The sequence below is a fragment of the Microbacterium sp. PRC9 genome, assembly GCF_031844125.1.
In the GTDB taxonomy this organism is placed as follows: Bacteria; Actinomycetota; Actinomycetes; order Actinomycetales; family Microbacteriaceae; genus Microbacterium.
The window spans coordinates 56298-81099 of the sequence record NZ_JAUZUR010000009.1 but is presented as its reverse complement, the minus strand read 5'-3'; the positions used below and the strand labels follow the sequence as shown (position 1 = coordinate 81099).

At 70.0% G+C, this 24802-nt stretch carries 12 protein-coding genes; 5 read left to right on the top strand and 7 right to left on the bottom strand.

What is annotated here, in order from left to right; translation table 11 throughout:
* Positions 1 to 171: 171 nt before the first annotated feature.
* The 3 genes from rpoC to Q9R33_RS18505 form a co-directional block, all read right to left on the bottom strand.
* Positions 172 to 4044 carry a DNA-directed RNA polymerase subunit beta' gene (rpoC, locus tag Q9R33_RS18515; RefSeq protein ID WP_311294664.1) on the bottom strand — a complete coding sequence of 1291 codons (3873 nt, stop codon included), beginning with the start codon at positions 4042 to 4044 and terminating at the stop codon, positions 172 to 174.
* Between the two features lie 41 nt (positions 4045 to 4085).
* Positions 4086 to 7586, bottom strand: a complete 3501-nt coding sequence (gene rpoB, locus Q9R33_RS18510; RefSeq protein ID WP_056371427.1) for a DNA-directed RNA polymerase subunit beta — start codon at positions 7584 to 7586, stop codon at positions 4086 to 4088.
* A 300-nt stretch (positions 7587 to 7886) separates the two neighbouring features.
* On the bottom strand, positions 7887 to 8216 hold the full coding sequence (locus Q9R33_RS18505) for a hypothetical protein (RefSeq protein WP_056371429.1): 330 nt from the start codon (positions 8214 to 8216) through the stop codon (positions 7887 to 7889).
* Positions 8217 to 8436: 220 nt separating this feature from the next.
* On the opposite strand from Q9R33_RS18505, the gene Q9R33_RS18500 reads away from it, so the two are divergent.
* The 4 genes from Q9R33_RS18500 (at position 8437) to Q9R33_RS18485 (ending at position 18279) form a co-directional block, all read left to right on the top strand.
* Positions 8437 to 11055: a DUF4062 domain-containing protein gene (locus Q9R33_RS18500; protein ID WP_310250050.1), complete on the top strand. Its 2619-nt coding sequence runs from the start codon at positions 8437 to 8439 to the stop codon at positions 11053 to 11055.
* On the top strand, positions 11049 to 13688 hold the full coding sequence (locus Q9R33_RS18495; RefSeq protein ID WP_310250053.1) for a DUF4062 domain-containing protein: 2640 nt from the start codon (positions 11049 to 11051) through the stop codon (positions 13686 to 13688). Before Q9R33_RS18500 ends, Q9R33_RS18495 begins: the two co-directional genes overlap by 7 nt.
* Positions 13689 to 13846: 158 nt before the next feature.
* Positions 13847 to 16039, top strand: a complete 2193-nt coding sequence (locus tag Q9R33_RS18490; protein ID WP_311294663.1) for a CHAT domain-containing protein — start codon at positions 13847 to 13849, stop codon at positions 16037 to 16039.
* Between the two features lie 38 nt (positions 16040 to 16077).
* Positions 16078 to 18279, top strand: a complete 2202-nt coding sequence (locus Q9R33_RS18485; RefSeq protein WP_310250059.1) for a caspase family protein — start codon at positions 16078 to 16080, stop codon at positions 18277 to 18279.
* Positions 18280 to 18400: 121 nt separating this feature from the next.
* Here Q9R33_RS18485 and Q9R33_RS18480 read toward each other — a convergent pair whose 3' ends face one another.
* Positions 18401 to 20011: a 5-oxoprolinase/urea amidolyase family protein gene (locus tag Q9R33_RS18480; protein ID WP_396654131.1), complete on the bottom strand. Its 1611-nt coding sequence runs from the start codon at positions 20009 to 20011 to the stop codon at positions 18401 to 18403.
* Between the two features lie 17 nt (positions 20012 to 20028).
* Positions 20029 to 20784 (bottom strand): LamB/YcsF family protein, encoded by a 756-nt coding sequence (locus tag Q9R33_RS18475; RefSeq protein WP_056372368.1) that lies wholly within the window; start codon positions 20782 to 20784, stop codon positions 20029 to 20031.
* Positions 20785 to 20933: 149 nt separating this feature from the next.
* Here Q9R33_RS18475 and Q9R33_RS18470 point away from each other — a divergent pair, with 149 nt between their 5' ends.
* Positions 20934 to 22730, top strand: coding sequence for an ABC transporter ATP-binding protein (locus Q9R33_RS18470; protein WP_311294660.1), 1797 nt, complete (start codon positions 20934 to 20936; stop codon positions 22728 to 22730).
* Positions 22731 to 22787: 57 nt separating this feature from the next.
* On the opposite strand, the gene Q9R33_RS18465 is transcribed toward Q9R33_RS18470, so the two are convergent.
* The gene (locus tag Q9R33_RS18465; RefSeq protein ID WP_056372365.1) at positions 22788 to 23750 is read right to left on the bottom strand and encodes an ABC transporter permease; all 963 of its coding nucleotides are present in this window, start codon (positions 23748 to 23750) and stop codon (positions 22788 to 22790) included.
* A gap of 28 nt (positions 23751 to 23778) precedes the next feature.
* Positions 23779 to 24783, bottom strand: a complete 1005-nt coding sequence (locus tag Q9R33_RS18460) for an ABC transporter permease (protein WP_056372363.1) — start codon at positions 24781 to 24783, stop codon at positions 23779 to 23781.
* Positions 24784 to 24802: the final 19 nt, after the last annotated feature.

The following is a 24802-nucleotide window of genomic DNA, read 5'->3' as shown; positions in this document are numbered from 1 at the left end:
CCTGCCGCCGAAACACGGGTCGGTGACGACGGCACGCCGGGAACGGATGCTGCAGCCCGGCGTGTCGGATGACGGATCCGTGTTTCGGCACAGAGATCGGCCGAAAACACGAACGGCCCTGGTCGAAACCAGGGCCGTTCGTCGAGGTTCAGGGTCGTTCCGACCCGGGACTCAGTTGTAGTCGGTGGTGAAACCGTCCGTGGAGAAGCTGTCGAAGTCGACGTAGCTCAGGTCGGCGTCGGTGTACGCGCCGTCCGAGGCGAAGATGCGGTTGGGGTACCGCTCGCTCTTGGCCTCCTCCGTCGCCTCGACCGTGACATCGCGGTACTTCGCGAGTCCGGTTCCGGCGGGGATGAGCTTTCCGATGATGACGTTCTCCTTGAGGCCCATGAGCGGGTCGCTCTTGCCCTCCATGGCCGCCTGCGTCAGGACGCGGGTGGTCTCCTGGAACGACGCGGCCGACAGCCACGACTCGGTCGCGAGCGACGCCTTCGTGATACCCATCAGCTCGGGACGACCCGACGCGGGGCGCTTGCCCCCGCCGACCGCCTCGCGGTTGATGGTCTGGTACTTCTTGAAGTCGACCAGCTCACCCGGGAGCAGCGTGGTGTCGCCGTGGTCGACCACGGTGACCTTCCGCAGCATCTGACGGACGATGACCTCGATGTGCTTGTCGTGGATCGGCACACCCTGCGAGCGGTACACGCCCTGGACGCCGTTCACGAGGTACTTCTGCACCTCGCGGGCACCCATGACACGCATGACCTCCTTGGGGTCGAGCGTGCCGACCAGGATCGGCTGACCGACGGTGACGTGCTGTCCGTCCTCGACCAGGAGCGTCGCGCGCTTGAGGACCGGGTAGACGTGCGGCTCGTCGCCGTTGTCGGGCGTGAGGATGACCTTCTTGGCCTTGTCGGTCTCGTCGATCGTGATGCGGCCGTCGGCCTCGGCGATCGGCGACGCACCCTTCGGGGTGCGGGCCTCGAACAGCTCCTGCACGCGGGGAAGACCCTGCGTGATGTCGTCTGCCGACGCCGAACCACCGGTGTGGAAGGTACGCATCGTCAGCTGCGTGCCGGGCTCACCGATCGACTGGGCCGCGATGATGCCGACGGCCTCGCCGATGTCGACGATCTTGCCGGTCGCGAGCGAACGGCCGTAGCACTTCGCGCAGACGCCGACCGCCGAGTCGCACGTGAGTACCGAGCGGACCTTGATCGACTCGACGCCCGCCGCGACGAGCTTGTCGATGAGCACGTCGCCGACGTCCTCACCGGCCGAGGCGACGACCTCGCCCTTCGGGTCGACGGCGTCGGCCGCGAGCGTGCGGGCGAACACCGAGTTCTCGACGTTCGCGTCGCGCACCAGCTCACCGTCGGCGCCGGGGGCGGCGATGGTGAACTCGAGGCCCTTGGTCGTGCCGCAGTCCTCCTCGCGGATGATGACATCCTGCGAGACGTCCACGAGACGACGCGTCAGGTAGCCCGAGTCGGCCGTACGGAGGGCCGTGTCGGCCAGACCCTTACGGGCCCCGTGCGTCGCGATGAAGTACTCCGCCACCGACAGACCCTCGCGGTACGAGGAGATGATCGGGCGCGGGATGATCTCACCCTTCGGGTTGTTCACCAGGCCTCGCATACCCGCGATGTTGCGGATCTGCAGCCAGTTACCACGGGCGCCCGACGAGACCATGCGGTTGATGGTGTTGTCGGCCGGGAAGTGGTCGCGCATCGCCTTCTGGACCTCGTCGGTCGCCTCGGTCCAGATCTTGATGAGCTCCTGACGACGCTCGGCGTCGGTGGTGAGACCCTTCTCGAACTGCGCCTGGACCTTCGCGGCCTGCTTCTCGTAGCCCGCGACGATCTCGCCCTTGTTCGGCGGCGTGAGGATGTCGCTGAGCGCCACGGTGACACCCGAGCGGGTGGCCCAGTAGAAGCCGGCGTCCTTGATGCGGTCGAGGGATGCTGCGACCTCCACCTTCGGGTACTCCTCGGCGAGCTTGTTCACGATCTGCGACAGCTTGCCCTTGTCGGCCTGCTCGCGCACGAACGGGTAGCCCTTGGGGAGCGTGTCGTTGAAGATCGCCTGGCCGAGCGACGCGTCCACGAGGCCGTGGCGCTCGTAGCCCTCGGGCGCTTCGCCCTCGAGGAACGCGAGACCGGGGATGCGGATGCGGACCTTGGCCTGCAGGTCGAGGGTGCCCTCGTCCTTGGCCAGGATCGCCTCGCCGACCGAGCCGAACACGCGGCCCTCGCCGGCAGCACCCTCGATGACCGTGGTCAGGTGGTGCAGACCGATGATCATGTCCTGCGAGGGCAGGGTCACCGGACGGCCGTCCGACGGCTTGAGGATGTTGTTCGAGGCGAGCATCAGGATGCGGGCCTCGGCCTGGGCCTCGACCGACAGCGGCAGGTGCACGGCCATCTGGTCACCGTCGAAGTCCGCGTTGAAGGCGGCGCAGACGAGCGGGTGCAGCTGGATGGCCTTGCCCTCGACGAGCTGCGGCTCGAAGGCCTGGATGCCGAGGCGGTGCAGCGTGGGTGCACGGTTGAGCAGCACGGGACGCTCGCGGATGATCTCCTCGAGCACGTCCCAGACCTCGGGACGCGTGCGCTCGACGGCGCGCTTGGCCGCCTTGATGTTCTGCGAGTGACCGAGGTCGATCAGGCGCTTGATCACGAACGGCTTGAACAGCTCGAGCGCCATCTGCTTGGGCAGACCGCACTGGTGGAGCTTGAGCTGCGGACCCACGATGATGACCGAACGGCCCGAGTAGTCCACGCGCTTGCCGAGCAGGTTCTGGCGGAAGCGACCCTGCTTTCCCTTGAGCATGTCGCTCAGGGACTTCAGGGCGCGGTTGCCGGTACCGGTGACGGGGCGACCGCGGCGGCCGTTGTCGAACAGCGCGTCGACGGCCTCCTGCAGCATGCGCTTCTCGTTGTTGACGATGATCTCGGGGGCACCGAGGTCGATCAGGCGACGGAGGCGGTTGTTGCGGTTGATCACGCGGCGGTACAGGTCGTTCAGGTCGGAGGTCGCGAAGCGGCCACCGTCCAGCTGCACCATCGGGCGCAGCTCCGGCGGGATCACCGGAACGACGTCGAGCACCATCGAGGCCGGCGACATGCCGGTCTGCAGGAACGAGTTGACGACCTTCAGGCGCTTGATCGCACGGATCTTGCGCTGGCCCTTGCCCTCGGAGATCTGCAGGTGCAGGCTGTCGGCCTCGGCCGCCAGGTCGAACGCCTCGAGGCGACGCTTGATCGACTCCGCGCCCATGTGGGCCTCGAAGTACTGACCGAAGCGGTCCTGGAGCTCGTGGAAGATCTCGTCCTCGCCCTTGAGCTGGCCGACCTCGAGCGTGCGGAAGTCCTCCCACACCTTCTCGAGACGCGTGATCTGGTCGTCGGTGCCCTTGCGGATCGACGCCATCTCCTTCTCGGCGGCGTCCTTGACCTTCTTCTTCTGGTCGGCCTTGGCACCCTCCTCCTCGAGCGCGGCGAGCTCCTCCTCCAGCTTCTGGAGGCGGGCGGCCACACGCGCGTCGCGGCGGTCGGCGAGCGTCTTGAGCTCGAGGCGGATGTTGTTCTCCTGCGTCGAGAGGTCGCGGTGGCGAGCCTCGTCGTCGACCGAGATCACCATGTACGCGGCGAAGTAGATGACCTTCTCGAGGTCCTTCGGCGCCATGTCGAGCAGGTACCCGAGGCGCGAGGGCACGCCCTTGAAGTACCAGATGTGCGTGACGGGCGCGGCGAGCTCGATGTGGCCCATGCGCTCACGGCGGACCGAGGACTTGGTGACCTCGACGCCGCAGCGCTCGCAGACGATGCCCTTGAAGCGGACGCGCTTGTACTTGCCGCACGCGCACTCCCAGTCGCGCGAGGGTCCGAAGATCTGCTCGCCGAACAGACCGTCCTTCTCGGGCTTCAGGGTGCGGTAGTTGATGGTCTCGGGCTTCTTGACCTCGCCGTAGGACCAACGACGGATGTCGTCAGCGGTGGCCAGGCCGATGCGAAGCTGATCGAAAGTGGTTGATTCGAGCACTGGTTCTCCTGTGTCGGAAATTCGTTCGTTACCTGGCGCGCTTAGATCTCGTCGATCGACGAGGACTCGAAGCGGCTGGAGATGTTGATGCCGAGCTCTTCAGCGGCGCGGAAGGCGTCGTCGTCGGTGTCGCGGAGGTTGACCGCCGTGCCGTCGGCCGAGAGGACCTCGACGTTCAGGCAGAGCGACTGCATCTCCTTCATGAGCACCTTGAACGACTCGGGGATGCCGGGCTCCTGGATGTTCTCGCCCTTGACGATCGCCTCGTAGACCTTGACGCGGCCGAGGATGTCGTCGGACTTGATCGTGAGGAGCTCCTGGAGCGCGTACGCGGCGCCGTAGGCCTCGAGGGCCCACACCTCCATCTCACCGAAGCGCTGGCCACCGAACTGCGCCTTACCACCGAGCGGCTGCTGGGTGATCATCGAGTACGGACCCGTCGAGCGCGCGTGGATCTTGTCGTCCACGAGGTGGTGCAGCTTCAGGATGTACATGTAGCCGACCGAGATCGGAGCCGGGAACGGCTCGCCGGAGCGCCCGTCGAACAGCTGCGTCTTGCCCGACGAGTCGATCAGGCGCTCGCCGTCGCGGGTCGGGTTCGTCGAGTCGAGCAGACCCGCGATCTCGGCCTCGAACGCGCCGTCGAACACCGGCGTGGCGACCTTGGTGCCTGCCGGCGCCTCGAACGCCTGCTCGGGCAGCTGGGCGGCCCACTCCGGGGTGCCCTCGACCTTCCAGCCCTGCTTGGCGATCCAGCCGAGGTGCAGCTCGAGGACCTGGCCGAAGTTCATTCGACCGGGGATGCCGAGCGGGTTCAGGATGACCTGGACCGGCGTGCCGTCCGCGAGGAACGGCATGTCTTCCACGGGGAGGATCTTCGCGATGACGCCCTTGTTGCCGTGACGGCCGGCGAGCTTGTCACCCTCGGTGATCTTGCGCTTCTGGGCGATGTAGACCACGACGCGGCGGTTGACGCCCGAGCCGAGCTCGTCGTCGCCGTCCTCGGCGTTGAACTCCTTGACCGCGATGATCGTGCCCTGCTCACCGTGGGGCACCTTCAGCGACGTGTCGCGGACCTCGCGGCTCTTCTCGTTGAAGATCGCGCGGAGCAGGCGCTCCTCGGCCGAGAGCTCCGTCTCGCCCTTCGGCGTGACCTTGCCGACGAGGATGTCGCCGGGACGCACCTCGGCGCCGATGCGGATGATGCCGCGCTCGTCGAGGTCCTTCAGGAGGTCGGGGCTGACGTTGGGGAGGTCACGGGTGATCTCCTCCTTGCCGAGCTTCGTGTCGCGGGCGTCGACCTCGTACTCCTCGATGTGGATCGAGGAGAGGGTGTCGTCCTTCACCAGGTCCTGGCTGAGGATGATCGCGTCCTCGAAGTTGTGACCCTCCCACGTCATGAACGCGACGAGGAGGTTCTTGCCGAGGGCGAGCTCGCCGTTCTCCGTCGCGGGACCGTCGGCGATGACCTCGCCGGCCTCGACGCGCTCACCGGCCGAGACGACCACGCGCTGGTTGTACGACGTGCCCTGGTTCGAGCGGTCGAACTTGCGCAGGAAGTAGTCCTGCGTGCCGCCCTCGTCGAGCTGCACGGTCACGACGTCGGCCGAGACCTCGACGACGACACCGGGCTTGTCGGCGGTGACGACGTCACCGGCGTCGATCGCGGCGAAGCCCTCCATGCCCGTGCCGACCACCGGCGACTCCGAGCGGAGAAGCGGGACGGCCTGGCGCTGCATGTTCGCACCCATGAGGGCGCGGTTCGCGTCGTCGTGCTCGAGGAACGGGATGAGCGAGGTCGCCACCGACACCATCTGGCGCGGCGAGACGTCCATGTAGCCGATCTCCTCCGAGTGGAAGAGGTCGACCTCGCCGCCGTTGCCGCGACGGGCGAGGACGCGGTCCTGCGCGAAGCTGCCGTCGGCCTTCAGCTCGACACCGGCCTGGGCGACGATGTAGTCGCTCTCCTCCGAGGCGGTCAGGTAGTCGATCTGGTCGGTGACCTTGCCCTCGACGACACGACGGTACGGCGTCTCGATGAAGCCGAACGCGTTGATGCGCGCGAACGAGGCGAGCGAGCCGATCAGACCGATGTTCGGGCCTTCCGGCGTCTCGATTGGGCACATGCGGCCGTAGTGCGACGGGTGGACGTCGCGGACCTCGACGCCTGCGCGCTCACGCGACAGACCGCCGGGGCCGAGGGCCGAGAGGCGGCGCTTGTGGGTCAGACCCGCGAGCGGGTTGTTCTGGTCCATGAACTGCGACAGCTGCGACGTTCCGAAGAACTCCTTGATCGCGGCCACGACGGGGCGGACGTTGATCAGGGTCTGCGGCGTGATCGCCTCGATGTCCTGCGTGGTCATGCGCTCGCGGACGACGCGCTCCATGCGCGACAGACCGGTGCGGACCTGGTTCTGGATGAGCTCGCCGACCGCGCGGATGCGACGGTTGCCGAAGTTGTCGATGTCGTCGACGTCGAGACGGATCTCGGCCGGCTTGCCGCCGCGCACGCCGTCGAACGTCACGTCGCCGCGGTGCAGGCGGACGAGGTACTTGATCGTCGCGACGATGTCGTCGACCGTCAGCACCGAGTCGGTGAGCGGCTTGTCGAGACCGAGCTTGTGGTTGATCTTGTACCGGCCGACCTTGGCGAGGTCGTAGCGCTTCGGGTTGAAGTAGAAGTTGTCCAGGAGCGCGCGGGCGGCCTCGGCGGCGACCTGCTCGCCCGGACGGAGCTTGCGGTAGATGTCGCGGAGCGCGTCCTCCTTGGTGAGGATCGTGTCCTTGGACAGGGTCTCTTCGATGGAGTCGAAGCCGGCGAACTCGGCGAGGATGTCCTCGCTGGTGAGGCCGAGGGCCTTCAGGAATACGGTGACCGACTGCTTGCGCTTGCGGTCGATGCGGACGCCGACCTGGTCGCGCTTGTCGATCTCGAACTCGAGCCAGGCGCCGCGCGACGGGATGACGCGCGCCGACACGATGTCCTTGTCGCTCGTCTTGTCGGGGGTCTTGTCGAAGTAGACACCGGGCGAACGGACGAGCTGCGACACGACGACGCGCTCGGTGCCGTTGATGATGAACGTGCCCTTGTCGGTCTGGAGCGGGAAGTCGCCCATGAAGACCGTCTGGGTCTTGATCTCACCGGTCTGGTGGTTCATGAACTCGGCCTCGACGTAGAGCGGGGCCGCGTACGTCTTGCCGCGCTCCTTGCACTCCTCGATGGAGTACTTCTCGGGCTCGAGGTACGGGTTCGTGAACGAGAGCTGCATGGTCTCGCTCAGGTCCTCGATCGGCGAGATCTCCTCGAAGATCTCCTCGAGACCGCTGACCTCGGGCACGTCGGTGCGACCGGCGGCCTTCGCGTCCGCGACGCGCGCCTTCCAGGCCTCGTTGCCGACGAGCCAGTCGAACGACTCGGTCTGCAGCGCGAGAAGGTCGGGGACCGTCAGCGTGTCGGAGATCTTGGCGAACGAGAGGCGGGATGCTCCGCGTCCGTTCTTCGGGGTGGTGGTGGGGTTGGATGCGTTGCGCGCAGCAGCCAAGGGGATTACCTCCGTGGGCCCGTAGGGCTCGTTTCCTTGTCGTCAGGTGGAGTGCTCCTCATCCCCGAAACCCGCGCGGCACTCCCCACGTGAACGTGAGGGGGCGCAGGCACAGCCGACCACCATATGAGGGCAGGGGGAATCCAAGAGCGCAAAGACCCACTATACGTCGGACGACGCGCCGTGTCCAGTCGGATTCTTGAAAAGTTCTGGATGCTGCGGTATAAGCCGCAAGACGACCGCACCCGCGCGCCCGGCACAGGGCCGGAGCGCACGGGTGCGGCCTGGTGTCAAGCCGGATCAGTGCTTCTTGCCGAGGTTGCCGCGGCAGGCGTCTCCCGGGTTGATTCCCACGTCGATGCCCGCGCTCACGAACATGCCGTAGCTCTGGATGCCCTTGTACCCGTGCTTCTGGTTGCCTCGCGCCGCGAGGCCGTCGTCATCGAAGCCCTCCGGGTTGCCCTCGACGCTGTCGATGGTGTCCTGGCCGGAGAACGCGCACTCCGACGCGGAGTTGTTCGCCCCCTGCGCCTCTCCGCCGTTCCCGGTGGCCTCGCCTGCCATCGCGGCTCCGCCGCTGCCGAGCACCAGCCCGATCGCCACGACCGCGCACGCCAAAGCCTTCTTCATCGCATTCCCCTCCCATGAGTGATGTCCGAAGCCCCAATTCGGACGACGGTGTCCTCTCCGACGCCGTCACCGCCGCAACATACTCCTGCGCACGGCCGCGCGGAAGAGAGGGGCCGCGACGCGAAGCGGCATGTCCGCCCGGCGCAGCGCCGTCGCCGGTCCGATACATCAATGCACCGAAACCATGGCGAAACGCCCCGGATCGCGCCAATATATGCACATGACTGGGGTGGGACACCCCGTGATCCGCACGCCCGACCAGCGGATCCGGGTGTTCGTGAGCTCGACCCTGCGCGAGCTCGCGGAAGAACGCGAAGCAGTGCGGTCGGCCATCGAGCGACTCCGGCTCGCCCCCGTGATGTTCGAACTCGGCGCCCGCCCCCACCCGCCCCGAGACCTCTACCGCTCCTACCTCGCCCAATCCGACGTCTTCATCGGCATCTACGGCCAGAGCTACGGCTGGGTCGCCCCCGACGAGAACGTCTCCGGCCTCGAAGACGAATACAACCTCGCCCCCGCCGGCATGCCCAAACTCATCTACGTCAAAGACACCGACACCCGAGACGAACGACTCACCCACCTCATCGCCCGCATCCAAGCCGACGACACCGCCGCCTACCTCCACTTCCACAACACCCAAGACCTCGAAGACCACGTCGCCGGCGACCTCGCCATGCTCCTCGCCGAACGCTTCGACCAGTCGCGGCGCACCGAGCCGGCCACGGCGGCCGAGATCTCGCTCGCGGCACGCGTGCCCGAGCCGTACACCGAGACGATCGGGCGCGAGGGCGAGCTCGCCGAGATCCGGGCGCTGCTGGCCGGAGGCCTCCACCGCGTGGTGAGCCTCATCGGGCCCGGCGGTATCGGCAAGAGCCGGCTCGCGATCGAGGCGGCCCACGCGAACACCGACCTGTTTCCCGACGGCGTGTACTTCGTGCCGCTGGAGGGCGTGCTCGAGCCGGGGCTGCTGCTGCCGACGATCGCCTACATCCTCGGCGTGCGCGACACCGGGGCGGCCACGCTCGAGGAGCGCATCGCGCAGGCGATCGGCGACCGCCACGTGCTCATCGTGCTCGACAACTTCGAGCAGATCATCGACGAGGCCCCCGTCCTGGTGCGCCTGTACTCGCTCGCGCCGCGGGCGTGCTTCCTGGTGACGAGCCGGATCGTGCTGCGCATCCGCGGCGAGCGCGTGTTCGAGGTCGAGACGCTCGAGACGCCCGCACCGGACGTCCCCGCCACGCTCGCGCAGGCACAGGCCTCCTCGGCGTGCGTGCTGTTCGCGGAGCGTGCCGCGTCCGCACTCCCCGGCTTCCAGCTGACCGCCGAGAACGCGGCCGACGTCATCGGCATCTGCCGCCGGCTCGACGGGCTGCCGCTGGCCATCGAACTGGCCGCGGCGAAGATCCGCCTGCTCTCGCCGCACGACGTCGCCGAGCGCCTCGGGCACACCCTCCCGCTGCTGTCGACCTCGGTGCGCGATCTGCCCGACCGCCATCGCACCATGCGGGCGACGATCGACTGGAGCGTGGGCCTGCTGGCCGATGACCAGCGCGCGATGCTCGAAGACCTCGGCGTGTTCGCCGCGCGATTCAGCCTCGAGTCGGTCGAGGCGGTGGGCGGGACCCGCTCGTGGGGTCCCCACACGATCGAGACGCTGGCCGCACTGATCGATGCTTCGCTGGTGCAGCGCATCGACTCGGGCGGCCGCTCGGTGTTCTCGCTCCTCGCGATCGTCCGCGAGTACGCGCTCGAGTCGCTCGAGTCACGGCGGGCGGCGGATGCGATGCGCATCGCGCACGCCGACTACTACCTCGACCTGGTGCATCGCGTGGCCCCACGACTTCGCGGCGCCGAGCAGATCGATGCCGTGGCCGAACTGGGGCTCGAGGTGCCGAATCTGCGCGCCGCGGCCCGCCACCTGGTCTCCATGGACCGGCTCGACGACGCCGGCGACTTCGCGTGGACGATGCTCGCCTACTGGTGGATCTGCGGGTATTTCGCCGACGTGCGGCTGTGGATGCTGGAACTTCTCGAGAAGCGGATGCCGCTGACCCCGCGCACGCGCGCGATCGCGACGTTCTTCCCGCTGTGGGCAGAGCTGTGGCAGCGACCGAGCGACCAGGCGGTGGAGGACCTCGGCGAGGTCGTGCGGCTGTTCACCGAGAGCGGCGACGAGCAGGCCGCTGCGATGGCGCTCGCCGCGAAGGCGTCGGCGCGGCTGCAGTTCGCCGACCTCGACGAACAGGTGTTCCGCGCCGAGATCGGAGAGGCGATCGCGACGCTCCACGAGCTCGGCGACCGCTGGGCCGAGTCCCTCGCCGAGGTGGTGCTCGGCCAGTTCGGCATGCTTCGTCGCGACATCCCGGCGGCGCTCGAGCACCTCGGCCGTGCGGTCGACATCGCCGACGCCGCCGATGACGCGTTCACCCGCGTCGTGGCGGGCAACAACCGCGCGCGCCTGCGCTTCGTGCTGGGCGAGCGCGATGAGGCGGAAGCGGAGTTCCTGCTGACCCTGACGCTGTCGATCCGGCTGCACTTCGTCGACGGCGCCACGTACGGGCTGGAAGGAATGTCGGCGATCGCCGCCTCGCACGGCGAGGCGTGGCGCGCCGGAGCTCTGGCCGCGGTGGCGGCGACGATCCGCGAGACGACGGGCATCTACGACATCGAAGGGTTCGCCGTGCATCTCGCCCCGCTGGAGGCGCTGCGTGCGATCGATCCCGAGAGCGTCGAGGCCGGTGAGCGCGCGGGCAGGGAGATGGGCCTCGCGGAGGCCATCGCGATCGCGCTGCCCGACGCCGACGCGGACGTCCGCGAGAAGGTCCCTTCGTGGTGACGGGCCTCCAGCGCGCGCCCGTGATCCGCACGCCCGACCAGCGGATCCGGGTGTTCGTGAGCTCGACCCTGCGCGAGCTCGCGGAAGAACGCGAAGCAGTGCGGTCGGCCATCGAGCGACTCCGGCTCGCCCCCGTGATGTTCGAACTCGGCGCCCGCCCCCACCCGCCCCGAGACCTCTACCGCTCCTACCTCGCCCAATCCGACGTCTTCATCGGCATCTACGGCCAGAGCTACGGCTGGGTCGCCCCCGACGAGAACGTCTCCGGCCTCGAAGACGAATACAACCTCGCCCCCGCCGGCATGCCCAAACTCATCTACGTCAAAGACACCGACACCCGAGACGAACGACTCACCCACCTCATCGCCCGCATCCAAGCCGACGACACCGCCGCCTACCTCCACTTCCACAACACCCAAGACCTCGAAGACCACGTCGCCGGCGACCTCGCCATGCTCCTCGCCGAACGCTTCGACGAGTCCAGGACTCCGGAGGCGCCGGACGCCGGTGCCGCGCCGGTCAGCCTGGTAGGCCGGGTCCCCGTGCCCTACACGACCACCATCGGGCGCGAGGCCGACATCGATGCGGTGCGCACCCTGCTCGCGAGGGGCACGGACCGCGTCGTGAGCCTCATCGGGCCCGGCGGCATCGGCAAGAGCCGGCTCGCGATCGAGACGGCCAGGGCCTCAGCCGACCTCTTCCCGGACGGCGTCTACTTCGTCCTCCTCGAGGGCGTGCTCGAGCCGGGACTGCTGCTGCCGACGATCGCCTACTACCTCGGCATCCGCGACAACGGCGAGGCCGCGCTGGAGGAGCGCATCGCGCACGCCCTCGCGGATCGTCGTGTGCTGATCGTGCTCGACAACTTCGAGCAGATCGTGGATGCCGCACCCGTGCTCGTGCGCCTGTACACGGTCGCGCCGACGGCGACCTTCCTCGTGACGAGCCGCATCGTGCTGCGGATCCGCGGCGAGCGCGTCTACGACGTGCCGCCGCTCACGACGCCCGCCGGCGAGGGCCCGGCGAGCCTGGACCGCAGCACACGCTCGGCGGCGGTGTCGCTGTTCGTCGACCGGGCACGCGCGATCGATCCGCAGTTCGATGTGACCCCCGACAACGCACGGGATCTCGCCGACATCTGCCGCAGGCTCGAGGGGCTGCCGCTGGCGATCGAGCTCGCGGCGGCGAAGGTGCGCATCCTGAACCCGGCGCAGATCGCCGGGCGCCTCGAGAAGAGCCTCCCGCTGCTGACAGCCGCGGTGCGTGATCTGCCCGAACGGCACCGCACGATGCGGGCGACGATCGACTGGAGCGTGAGCCTCCTGCCGCCCGAGCAGCGTGGCCTGCTCGAGGACCTCGGCGTGTTCGCGACGAGGTTCACGCTCGATGCGGTCGAGGCCCTCGGCGAGGGCCGTCCGTGGGGCGGTCACGCGATCGACGCCCTCGCCGCCCTGGCGGACGGCTCGCTCGTGAAGCAGAGCGAGCTCGGCGGACGCCGCGTCTTCTCGCTGCTCGCGATCGTGAGGGAGTACGCGCTCGACCATCTCAAGGAGCGCGGCGACGCGCAGCGCATGCGGCGTGCCCACGCCGACTACTACCGGGAGCTCGTGCAGCAGATCGCGCCCGACCTCGGCGGGCGCGGGCAGGCCGACGCCGTGGTGCGACTGGGGCTCGAACTGCCGAACCTCCGCGCGGCGGTGCGCCACCTCGTCTACACGAACCGTCTCGACGACGCCGGCGACTTCGCGTGGTGCCTCCTCATCTACTGGTGGATCTCCGGCTTCTTCGCCGAAGTGCGCGTGTGGATGCTCGAGCTGCTCGAGAAGCAGCACGAGCAGCCCATCACGCCGCACACCCGCGCGATCGCGTGGTTCTTCGCGCTGTGGGGCGAGATGTGGCAGCGGCCGAGCGAGCAGGTGGTGGCCGGCCTCGGCGAGTGCGTGCGCCTGTTCCGGGAGAGCGGCGACGAGGATGCCGCGGCCATGGCGCTCGCCGCGCGCGCGACGGCGCGCGTGCAGTTCTCGCATCTCGACACCGACAAGGCCGAAGCCGAGCTGCGCGAGGCGGTGGTCACGCTGCGCGAGCGCGGGAACACGTGGGCGGAGGCGATCACCGAGGTCTCGCTCGGCCGGCTCGCCTGGGTGCGCGGAGCCACCGACGACGCCCTCGCGCACTTCGACCGCGCCACCTCGGTCGCCCAGTCGCGCGGCGATCTGTTCACGACCTCGGTCGCCGGCAACCTGCGGTCCCGCCTGAACTTCCAGCTCGGCCGCATCGAGGAGGCGGAGCGGGAGTTCGTCCACACCCTGCTGCTCTCGATCGGGCTGCACTACGAAGAGGGCGTCGCGTACGGCCTCGAGGGCGTGTGCGCGGTCGCGGCGGCCCACGGCGAGGCATGGCGGGCGGCGGCGCTCGCCGTCGCGGCGGGAGAGATCCGCCGGCGCATCGGCATCTTCGACGTGGAGGCGTTCACGGTGCACACGCCGTACCTCGAGATCCTCCGCGGCCGCGATGCGCAGAGCGTCGAGGCCGGCGAGATCGCCGGGGCCGAGCTCACCATCGCCGAGGCGGTGCAGCTGGCGCTGCCGGAACACGAGTTCGCGACGGTCGCCGACGCTCTGCGCGCCTGGTAGGGCCGAATGGATGCCGCGGGCCGCGGCATCCATTCGTTTCAGAGGTATCACCCGCCGCACGACCCGCTCTGGTGTGGTGAGGAGCGCGCTCGTATGCTGTGCACCGAGCAGCGCTCTCGGATCGTCAGGTGACTGGGCACCGGTGCGAGGGGGTCGACATGGCGCGTGTTCCAGACGTGCCGCACGGCGCAGTCGACGTCGATTCCGACGCCGACGCCGTGGACGTGCGCGTCGACGCGGCCCCACCGGACGTCGAGCCGAACGAGTTCGGTGTGACCCTCCTGGCCGACATCATGCTGCACGGCATCTCCGACACCGTGGTGCGGGTGCGCGTCAGGGGCAGCGACGACTTCCACTACGCGGCGATCGTCCTCCGCGGCGGCGTTGCCGCACTCGTCCATTTCGAGGCGCTCGGCGAAGGCCGGTACGGCGCGCGGATCGCGGTCGCACACGACGAGACCCTGCACCTCACGGTCGTGGCGAGCGACTTCGAGACGGGCATCGCGTGGCTCGAGCATCAGGTCGCCCAGGGCGGCATGGGGATGGGCGGCGAGCTGGAGGCGGCCGCGGAACCGCCGCCGCCACCCCTCGTTCCCGACGTCGTGCTCGGTGGCGGCGGATTCGGCGGACGCTCACCCGGGCTCGCGCCCGTGGTCCCGCCATCTCCTGCCCCACCTGCGATGCCCGCGCCCGCGCCGCCCCCCGTGGCCGCCGAGCCGGTGCCTGTCCCCGAGGCGCCGTCCGGCGGGCTCGACGGGGCGGCTCCCGTCCCGGCATTCGTCGACGCCGAGGTGCCGGCGCGCGTCGTGGAGGGCGTCCCGTTCGACGCGATCGTGCGGCTGTCGCTCGCAGACCTCGCTCCGACGGCCGGCACGGCACGCAAGAAGGCCACGGCGCTGTTCGACCCGGCGCGCGAGATCGAGGTGGCCATGCAGCTGCGGGGCCTCGCCTTCGCCGACGGCACCCCGTCGATCATCTCGACCATGCTCCCGGCGCAGGTCTCCGACCCGCGTCGACTCGTCTTCGCGCTGGTCCCCGACGGCCCCGGACGCGGACACATCACCGTCACGTTCACGCAGCCGCCCATCGTGACGCCGCTCGCGGTGCTGGCGCTGAGCACGCCGATCGTCGCGGTCGACGACGACGTCGAGGGCATCGTCGCCGATGACCCGCGCACCACGGTCGCCTCCGTCGCGGCCCCGCCCCGCAGCATCGCCGACCTTCCGACGCTCGTCATCGACGAGTCCATGTCGCGCGGCGCATCGGAGCTGCTCGTGACGGCGAAGGTCGGGCGCACCGTCGTCAAGAACTCCGTGCGGCTGCCCGATAAGAGCGCGTACGTCGAAGGCATCTACGCGGAGCTCTCCAGGGTTCGCAAGACCTTCCTGGAATCCGTCGAAGACGACCCCGATGAGGCCGCCGACACCGCCCGGCGGGACGTGCGCACCCTCGGTGCCCGGGTCGCCGAGGAGCTCCTCGGCGACGACGTCAACGCGTTGCTCTGGAGCCGACGCCGCCGGATCTCGCAACTGGTGCTGCAGACCTCCGGCGAGCTCGACATCCCCTGGGAGATCGTGCATCTCGTGCCGGTCGGCAGGCAACGGCCCGATCCGGAGCGCTATTTCCTCGGTGACCTCGGACTCACCCGATGGATGTACGGCACGTCGCGACCCACCGTGATCCCCGTGGACCCCACGCGTGTCGTCGCGATCGCACCCGACTACGTCGACCACAGCCTCGACCTCCCGCGCGCCCGTGAGGAGATCGAGACACTCGGCGACCTGCTCGCGGGTCCGCCGCGATCCGCTGCCGACCCGATCGAGTTCCGCCAGGCGATCGAGGACGGCTTCGACCTGCTCCACTTCGCGGGGCACGGCCGGTGGCGCGACATCGCGCCGCTCGGTCAGGAGATCGCCTTCGCGGCGTTCTCCGAGGACCACGACGACGGGTCGGCGTCGTACACCGACTCCGACGCCCGACGAGATCTCCCCGAGCTCGACACCGCGGCCGTGACCTCCACCCCCTTCGTCTTCCTCAGCGCCTGCGACGTCGGCCGGCTGCGCTCGGGCGCCACCGGCCTCGGCGGCTTCGCGGAGGTCTTCCTCCGCGGCGGCGTGGGCGTGTTCATCGGCTGCTCGTGGGCCGTGCGAGACGACGTCACGGCACTCTTCGTCCGCACCTTCTACCAGCGGACGCTCGGCGAGAACGCGACCGTCGGCGAGGCGGTCCTCGCTGCGCGGCAGGCGGCGCGCGAGGCCGGCGATCTCACGTCGCTGGCCTTCACCGTGTTCGCCGACCCGCGCGCGCGGCTCGTGCCCCACGCCGCAGGGGACGCCGGCGACCACCCTTGACCCTCAGCCACCATCACCACCAGACAGGACGTGACACCATGCCCGAGACCACGAAGACCGCCCGGGGCGCGAGCCTCACGGCGGCCGAGCTGACCGCGCTGCGCAAGCATGTCGTCCACACCGCGGACGGCCGCCTCGCCAAGACCGCGGTCGCCAAGCCCCGCACCGTGGCGGACTTCGCCACGACGGCGGCCGACGTCCGGCGCATGATCGAGGTGGATCTCGCCGCGTTCGTCGACCAGCAGGCGAAGAAGACCCGCGCCGGCGAGACGCCCGCACCCGTCCCCGTGTTCATCTGGGCGCACGGCGGTCTCACCGATAAGGACGCGGGCCTGCTGACGGCGCAGCGGCAGACCGGCTGGTGGAAGAAGAACGGGGTGTACCCGATCCACCTCGTGTGGGAGAGCGGGTTCAAGACCACCCTCGAAGACGTCGTCCGCGGCAAGGCGGGCAAGCGTGGCTTCACCGACCTCACGGACCTCGCGGTCGAGGCTGCGGCGCGCGTGCTCGGAGGTCGCAAGTTCTGGGACGACATGAAGCTCGACTCGGCCGGCGCGTGTCTTCCCAGCGTCGACGGCGGCGACCCGGGCGGGGCCTTCGTACTGGCCGGCGCGCTGCGCGAGTTCATGGCGGCGAACGCGGGCGCCATCGAACTGCACATCGGTGGTCACAGCGCGGGCTCGATCTACCATTCGCACTTCGTCCCGCGGCTGTTCGAGGGCGATGACCGCGTGGACAGCGTCAAGACCGTGACGTTCCTCGCGCCCGCGGTGCGCGTCGACACCTTCGAGGCGACGCTGCTGCCGCTCGCGGAGGCCGGGAAGATCGAGAACCTCTCGATCTTCACCATGGACGAGAACCACGAGAAGCGCGACAACACCGCGGGCGTGTACCGCAAGTCGCTCCTGTACCTCGTCTCGCGGGCCTTCGAAGCGGAGAAGGGTGCCGAGATCCTCGGTGTCGAGGAGCACTTGCGCGGCGCCGGCCGGACGATGGCGTACCTGGGCGACCGGAGCGAGCGCCTGGTTCTCGGCCCCGTCACCCGCGGGCCCCGCAGCAGCACGCAGGCGACATCGCACGGCGACTTCGACAACGACGAGCAGACCATGATGAGTCTCGCCCGGCGCGTGGTCGGCGTGCCCGACAGCAACGAGGCGGACCACGTCGCCGTGTTCCCGGCGCGGGCGCGCGGGGTCGGCGAGTTCGTCCCGGCGCCCCGTCCCGAGCCGACCGGCGCGCGAGGCGCGGCACCGCGCAAGCTCGCCCTGTGCATCGGCATCGACGCGTACCCGAGGGACCCGCTCAGCGGCTGCGTCGCTGACGCGGTGTCCTGGGCCAAGGCGCTCGGCGACGCGGGTTTCCAGGTGGAGTCGATCCACAACGGCGACGCGACCCGCGACGCGATCCTGCGCGCGATGCTCGACAAGGTCTCGTCGGCCCGCGACGGCGACATCGTCGCGATCCAGTTCGCCGGCCACGGCACGTTCGTGCCCGATCTCGACGGCGACGAGACCGACGAGTTCGGCCCGAAGGACGAGGCCCTCTGCCCGGTCGACTTCCGCGACGGACAGCTGATCGTCGACGACGATCTCGGCGCCATCTGGGACGCGATCCCCGAGGGTGTCGCGGTGACGCTGTTCTTCGACTCGTGCCACTCCGGCTCGGTGAACCGCGAGATCACGCCGACCGAGTTCGAGTCGCGCAAGATCCCCGCAGGTGCGACGCCGCGCATGACGGTGCTGAACGCCGGCGAAGAAGCGGCGTTCCGCGAAGAGCGCGCGGCGTCGCCGGACGATCCCTTCCGCACAGCCGCGTGGAAGCGGGTGGTCGAGGTCGAGACCGACCGCGCGGCGGTGCCGCCGACGCCCCGAGCCGACGGCAAGGAGGTGCTCATCAGCGCCTGCCAGCCCGACCAGGTCGCGCTCGAGACCAACGGCCACGGCGTGTTCACCACGGCCGCCCTCGGCGTGCTGGCGAAGACACCGAAGCTGAGCAACACCGCCTTCGTCGCGGCCGTCTTCGACGTGCTCGACGACACCTACGAGCAGCGTCCGATGCTGTCCGCCGCCGGCGAACTCGGCGCCCGCGGACTGCTGACCTCGGTGCACGACGTCCTCGCGGCCGCCGCGCCCGGCGCTGTCGAATCCGACGGTCACCGCGCACCTGCGGACGTGCGCACCGCCGCGATCGTCGCGATCCTGCGGGCGACCGCCGACCTGCTCGAAGCCGGCGGCGCCTGACCCGCCGGGCCGCGAAGCGGATCCGAGGAGATCTGCACACCAGAGGGTGTTCTGCTGCGGACGCTCCTCGGTTCCGCAGATCTCCTCGGGTCGGCAGGGCCGGTTGCCCGGGATGTGTGGCTCAGCCGCCCGGGCGCGCGTGCCGGAAGCGGATGCGGGTACCCGGCCGGGCCTGAGCGACGAGGTCGAGGCCGGCATCCGTCACCACCGCGATCACCGGATAGCCGCCGGTGACCGGACCGTCGGCGAGGAGGATCGTGGGCCGGCCGCTCGGCGGCACCTGCAGCGCACCCGGCACCATGCCCTCGCTCGCGAGCTCGCCGGTGCGCAGACGCGGCAGCTCGGCACCGTCGAGGCGCGCGCCGACGCGGTCGGCGTGGTTCGAGACCGTCCACACCGAGTCGTACAGGGTCGCGAGCGCGGCCGGGGTGAACCAGTCGGCGCGAGGCCCGGGAGCCAGATCGAGCTCGAGCTCGTCGTCGTGCGGCGCCCCCCATGCGCCGGGCGGGGCGACCGGGATCGGTGCCGACGCGTCGTCGCGCACCGGCACGAGGTCGCCGGCGCGCAGCGCCGCGGGCCCGAGTCCCGCGAGCAGATCGGTCGCGCGCGACCCGAGCACGACGCGGGCGTCGAGGCCGCCGCGCACAGCGATGTAGCCGCGGGCGCCGTGCACGAACCAGTCGAGGTGCAGCTCTGCTCCGGCGGGCCACGCGTGCGCCTGGTACGGATCCACCTCGCGTCCGTCGATCCGCACCGTGCCCCAGGCGCCGGTGACGGCGAGCCAGAGATCGGCGGTGGCCACGGCGCGCAGGCCACCCATGGTGATCTCGAGGCCGGCGGCGCCCTCGGGGTTTCCGACCAGGCGATTCGCGGTGCGCAGCGCTCCGCGGTCGAGCGCCCCCGACACGGCGACGCCGACCGAGCCCGCGCCTTCGCGCCCGAGATCCTGCACGGTCGTCAAGAGGCCTGGTTCGGCGACACGGATGCTGCGCCCCGTCGCCCGCTCGCCCGCAGGCGGCCCGGCTTCCCCGGCCTGCGGCCGCTCACCTGTCACAACCTGCTGCCCCGGCCGACCGTTCGCCACAGGCGAGCGGCTCTCGATCGGGGTCGGGCGGGCACCGGAAACCGCAGCGGGCACCGGGCGGAACCGCACGCGCGCTCCCGGTGAGAGCAGCGCGGGGGACGCGGCATCCGGGTCGAAAAGGGGCGCCGTGGTCGTGCCGATGAGCCGCCAGCCACCGGGGGTGTCGCGCGGGTAGGCGCCGCTGAAGGCGCCGGCGAGCCCCACCGACCCGGCGGGCACCCGGGTGCGGGGCGACTCGAGCCGGGGCACGTCGAAGGTCCAGTCGTCGCTCACGAGGTACCCGAAGCCGGGCGCGAAGCCCGTGAACGCGACCCGCCAGTCCGCCTCGGCGTGGCGCCGCGCGAGTTCGTGGGCGTCGACCCCCAGCAGGCGCGCGGTGTCGGCCAGGTCGGCCCCGTCGTACGCGATGTCGAGCTCGACGGGCGGGGCCGCAGCATCCGTCGCCTCGCGGGTCTCGGTCGCCGCACCGAGCGCCCACGCACGCGCGGCCGCTGCCGGCAGCACCCGCGGATCGACCCGCACGAGCACCGTGCGCGCGGCGGGGACGAGGTCTATGACGCCCTCCGGACGCGAGGCGGCGAGCGCGGCGTGGAGCGGAAGCACCTCATCGAGGGCGCCGACCTCGAGGAGGAACGCGCGCTCCCCCATCGGCCGCACGCGCGGGCTCACCACGGCGCCCGCACCTCCACGCCGGCGGCGTCGAGCGCCGCGCGCACGGCGCGGGCCATGTCGACCGCCGACGGCGAGTCGCCGTGCACGCACAGCGACGCGGCATCCGCGTGCACGAGGGAGCCGTCGACCGCCTCGACCACGCCCTCGTCCGCGAGGCGGACGGCCCTCGCCGCCACCAGCGCGGGGTCGTCGAGCAGTGCGCCCGGCTGCGTTCGCGGCACGAGCGAGCCGTCAGGGAGGTAGCCGCGATCGAGGAACGCCTCGTGGACGAACGGCAGGCCGACGGATGCCGCCGCCCTCGCGATCTCACCGCCCAGGCCCAGCACGGGCAAGGGCCGGCCGAGCAGCGCGGAGCGGTCCGCGATCGCCCGGGCGACGGCATCGGCCTTCTCGCGGTCGACGGTGACCTCGTGGTACAGCGCTCCGTGGGGCTTGACGTAGCGGAGGTCGGCGCCGGCGTCGGCGAGCGCGGCGAGCTGTTCCGCGACCGTCGCAGCGAGTTCGGCGGGATCGATGATGACGGCGACCCGGCCGAAGCTCGCGCGATCGGGGTACGACGGGTGGGCCCCGACGGCGACACCGAATCGCTCGGCGCGGACCACGGCCTCGCGCATCGAGACAGCGTCGCCCGCGTGCCCGCCGCAGGCCACGTTCGCGCTCGAGATGACCGCGAACATCGCCTCGTCGTCTGCCGTGGGCACCCCGTCCACGGTCTCGCCGAGGTCGGCGTTGAGGTCGATGGCCGCCATTGCTCCACGGTACTGCCGCCGCGCAGCGGACAGCCCGCCGGCGGAACTCCACGGTTCCACGGCACCTCGGGGCGCGCCCGCGTTACGGATCCGTAAAGGCTGACTCCGCATCGGTGCGCGAAACGACTCCGCCGGGCAGGATGGACCGCATGGCCCGAACCACCGAACGCGTCGTGGCCGGAGCGCCGCTGCTCCAGGTCCGCGACATCGCCGTCGACTTCCAGACCATCGACGGGCCGGTGCACGCCGTCGAAGGCGTCGACCTCGACCTCGCCGCGGGCGAGACGCTCGCCATCGTCGGCGAGTCGGGATCGGGCAAGTCGACGACCGCGATGGCGGTCATCGGGCTGCTGCCCGGCAATGGCAAGGTCACCAAGGGAAGCATCCTGTTCGAGGGCGAAGACCTCGTCGGGGCCTCGGAAGGGGTCATGCGCACCATCCGCGGACGCTCGATCGGGCTCGTGCCGCAGGACCCGATGTCGAACCTCAATCCCGTCACCAAGATCGGCTCGCAGATCGCCGAGACACTCCTCGCGCACGGACTCGCCACCCGCAAGGATGTCGACCGCAAGGTGGTCGAGACTCTCGCCGCGGCGGGTCTCCCGAACGCGGCCGACCGGGCCAAGCAGTACCCTCATGAGTTCTCGGGCGGCATGAGGCAGCGCGCGCTCATCGCGATCGGCCTCGCGTGCGACCCCAAGCTGCTGATCGCCGACGAGCCCACGAGCGCGCTCGACGTCACGGTGCAGAAGACGATCCTCGACCAGCTCGAGCGGATGACGAGCGAACGCGGGACGTCGGTCATGCTCATCACCCACGACCTGGGCCTGGCAGCCGAGCGGGCGTCGCGCGTCGTCGTGATGAATCGTGGCCGCATCGTGGAGCAAGGCCCTGCGCGGCAGATCCTCGAAGATCCGCAGCATCCGTACACGCAGGCGCTCGTCAAGGCGGCCCCGTCGGTCGCGGCCGTGCGGCTGCGCCCCGAGGTGTTCCGCGCGGTCGCCCCCGCGACGCCCGAGCCTGACATCGCCGTCGCCGATTCGGCGACGGATGCCGCACCCGCCTCCGTGTCCGGGCCGGTGCCCGCCGAGCACCCGGCCGATGCGACGCCGGGCTCGACCGGCGCGATCACCGAGCCTGAGGCCGAGGCATCCGCTCCCGACTACATCGTCGAGGTCGAGGGCCTGACGAAGATCTACCAGGTGCGCGGCTCGAAAGAGGACTTCGCGGCCGTGCAGGACGTGTCGTTCTCCATCCCGCGCGGCGAGACCGTCGCGATCGTGGGCGAGTCGGGGTCGGGCAAGACCACGACGGCGCGCATGGTGCTGCGCGTCTTCGAGCCGACGAGCGGGTCCATCCGCTTCGACGGCCAGGACGTCGCGACGCTCAAGGGAGGCGCCCTCAAGCAGTTCCGCCAGCGCGTGCAGCCGATCTTCCAGGACCCCTACTCGTCGCTGAACCCCATGTTCTCGATCGAGCGGATCATCTCGGAGCCGCTCGACTTCTACAAGCGCGGATCGTCGAAGGACCGCGCCGCACGCGTGCGGCAGCTGCTCGACGACGTCGCACTGCCGCAGTCGATGCTGCGCCGGTATCCGTCGGAGCTGTCGGGCGGCCAGCGGCAGCGCGTCGCGATCGCCCGCGCCCTCGCGCTCTCCCCCGACCTCATCGTCTGCGACGAGCCCGTGTCGGCGCTCGACGTGCTCGTGCAGGACCAGGTGCTGACGCTTCTGCGGGACCTGCAGCGCGAGTACGGCCTGAGCTACCTGTTCATCTCGCACGACCTCGCGGTGGTCCGCCTCATCAGCGACTACGTCTGCGTCATGAAGGACGGGCAGCTCGTCGAGGCGGCGTCCTCCGAGGAGATCTTCACGAACCCGCGCGACCCGTACACGCGGCGCCTGCTCGCCTCGATCCCGGGCAACGAGCTCGACATCGCCGTCTGACTTCTCGGTACGACGGCTCAGCGCCCGGCTTCCACCGACCCCCGAGCATGCCGGGGGTCAGCGCGCGCGGGTGCGGGGATCCATCGCCTCGCGCAGGGCCTCGCCGAGGAGTGTAAAGCCCAGCGCGGTCACCGTGATGCAGATGCCCGGCAGGATCGCGATCCACGGGTTGACGGCGAGCTCCAGCTGCGCGTAGGTGAGCATACGGCCCCATTCGGCGGTCTGGGGCACGCCGCCGCCGAGGCCGAGATACGACAGGCCGGCGGCCTCGATGACCGCGGTCGCGAGCGTCAGCGTCGCCTGGACGATGACCGGGCCGACCGCGTTCGGGAGCACGTGGCTCATCGTGATCCGTCCGCGGCCGAGGCCGAGCGTCGCCGCCGAGAGCACGTAGTCGCTCGATCTCTGCTGCAGCATCGACGCCCGCAGCAGTCGCGCGAAGATCGGCACCTGGGCGGCGCCGATCGCGATCATGATCGCGAGGGGCGTCTGGCCCATGAGCGCCGCGATCGAGACGGCGAGCAGCAGCGACGGCACTGACAGCAGGATGTCGACGAAGCGCATGATGAGCGTGTCGACCCAGCCGCCGAACGTGGCCGCGACGAGGCCGAGGATCATGCCGCCGATGAGTCCGAGGAGCGTCGACACGATGCCGATCACGAGCGACGCGCGTGCGCCCCAGATGAGCTTCGACAGCATGTCACCGCCGAAGCGGTCGAAGCCGAGGGGGAAGCCGGGGATCTCGCCCGGGCCGGGGATGTGGCCCGGCGTGATGTACTGCTGGCCGGGCAGCTCCTCGGGACCGTACGGCGCCAGCCAGGGCGCGAAGACCGCCACGAGCACGAAGATCGAGATGATGACGGCGCCGACCCACGCGCTCGGGTTGCGGCGCAGACGCCGGAAGACGTCGCGCCAGAAGCCGCCGCCGCGGGTCTTCGCGGCGAGCAGCTCCTTGTCGTCGACCGCGGTGTCGTCGACAGGGCCGCCGCTGGGGGCGGGGGGAAGCATCGCGGACGTCATGCCGCACCTCCGATCTCGATGCGCATCATCACTGCACCCGCACTCTCGGGTCGATGAAGCTGTACGACACGTCCACCGCGAGGTTGATGAGCGCGTAGATGACGGCGATGAAGAGGATGAAACCCTGCAGCACGGGGTAGTCGCGCGTGAAGATGGCGCGGGAGAGGAACGACCCGATGCCGGGATAGGCGAACACCGACTCGGTCAGGATCGCCCCCGACAGCAGCAGGCCGAACTGGAGGCCGATCGTGGTCACGACCGGCAGCAGCGAGTTGCGCAGGATGAAACGGCCGCGGATGGTCGAGCGCGAGATGCCCTTCGCCATGCCGGTGCGCACGTAGTCCGAGTTCTGGACCTCGAGCACCGAGGCGCGGGTGATGCGCGTGATGATCGCGAGCGGGATCGTCGCCAGGGCGATTCCCGGCAGGATCAGGTGCAGGAACGCGTCCCACGCGGCATCCCATTCGCCCGTGATGATGCCGTCGAGCACGTAGAAGTTCGTGTAGTGCGTCGCGTCGAGGCGCGGATCCTGACGGCCGTCGGAGGGGAGCCAGCCGAGCTGGACGGCGAACACCCACTTGAGGATGACGCCGAGGAAGAAGACCGGGATCGTGATGCCGATGAGGCTCGCGAACACCGCGAAGTGGTCGGCGGCCTTGCCGTGGCGGCGGGCGGCCCAGTAGCCGATCGCGATGCCCACGCCGACCGCGAGGATGATCGCGAACATCGTGAGCTCGAGGGTGGCCGGAAAGCGCCGGGTGAACTCCTCGGTCACGGGACGCTGCGTCTGGATCGAGACCCCGAAGTTTCCTTGCAGCAGCTGTCCGAGCCACGTGAAGTACTGCGCGATGAGCGGCTCGTTGAAGCCGTAGAGCTCGTTGATCTCGGCGACCCGCTCGGGCGTCGCCCGCTCGCCGAGGAGGGCGACGGCCGGCCCGCCGGGCAGGGCGCGCACCCAGAAGAACAACAGGATGGTCAACCCGAACAGGGTCGGGACGAGCAGGAGGAGGCGCCTGCCGATGGTGCGTAGCACGTGGGAATCTCCGGGGACG

Bases quoted from the DNA above. Each gene is read 5' to 3' on its own strand.
- Q9R33_RS18505 (WP_056371429.1), bottom strand. From the start codon at position 8,216: ATGAAGAAGGCTTTGGCGTGCGCGGTCGTGGCGATCGGGCTGGTGCTC.
- Q9R33_RS18500 (WP_310250050.1), top strand. From the start codon at position 8,437: ATGACTGGGGTGGGACACCCCGTGATCCGCACGCCCGACCAGCGGATC.
- Q9R33_RS18490 (WP_311294663.1), top strand. From the start codon at position 13,847: ATGGCGCGTGTTCCAGACGTGCCGCACGGCGCAGTCGACGTCGATTCC.
- Q9R33_RS18485 (WP_310250059.1), top strand. From the start codon at position 16,078: ATGCCCGAGACCACGAAGACCGCCCGGGGCGCGAGCCTCACGGCGGCC.
- Q9R33_RS18480 (WP_396654131.1), bottom strand. From the start codon at position 20,011: ATGGGGGAGCGCGCGTTCCTCCTCGAGGTCGGCGCCCTCGATGAGGTG.
- Q9R33_RS18475 (WP_056372368.1), bottom strand. From the start codon at position 20,784: ATGGCGGCCATCGACCTCAACGCCGACCTCGGCGAGACCGTGGACGGG.
- Q9R33_RS18470 (WP_311294660.1), top strand. From the start codon at position 20,934: ATGGCCCGAACCACCGAACGCGTCGTGGCCGGAGCGCCGCTGCTCCAG.
- Q9R33_RS18465 (WP_056372365.1), bottom strand. From the start codon at position 23,750: ATGACGTCCGCGATGCTTCCCCCCGCCCCCAGCGGCGGCCCTGTCGAC.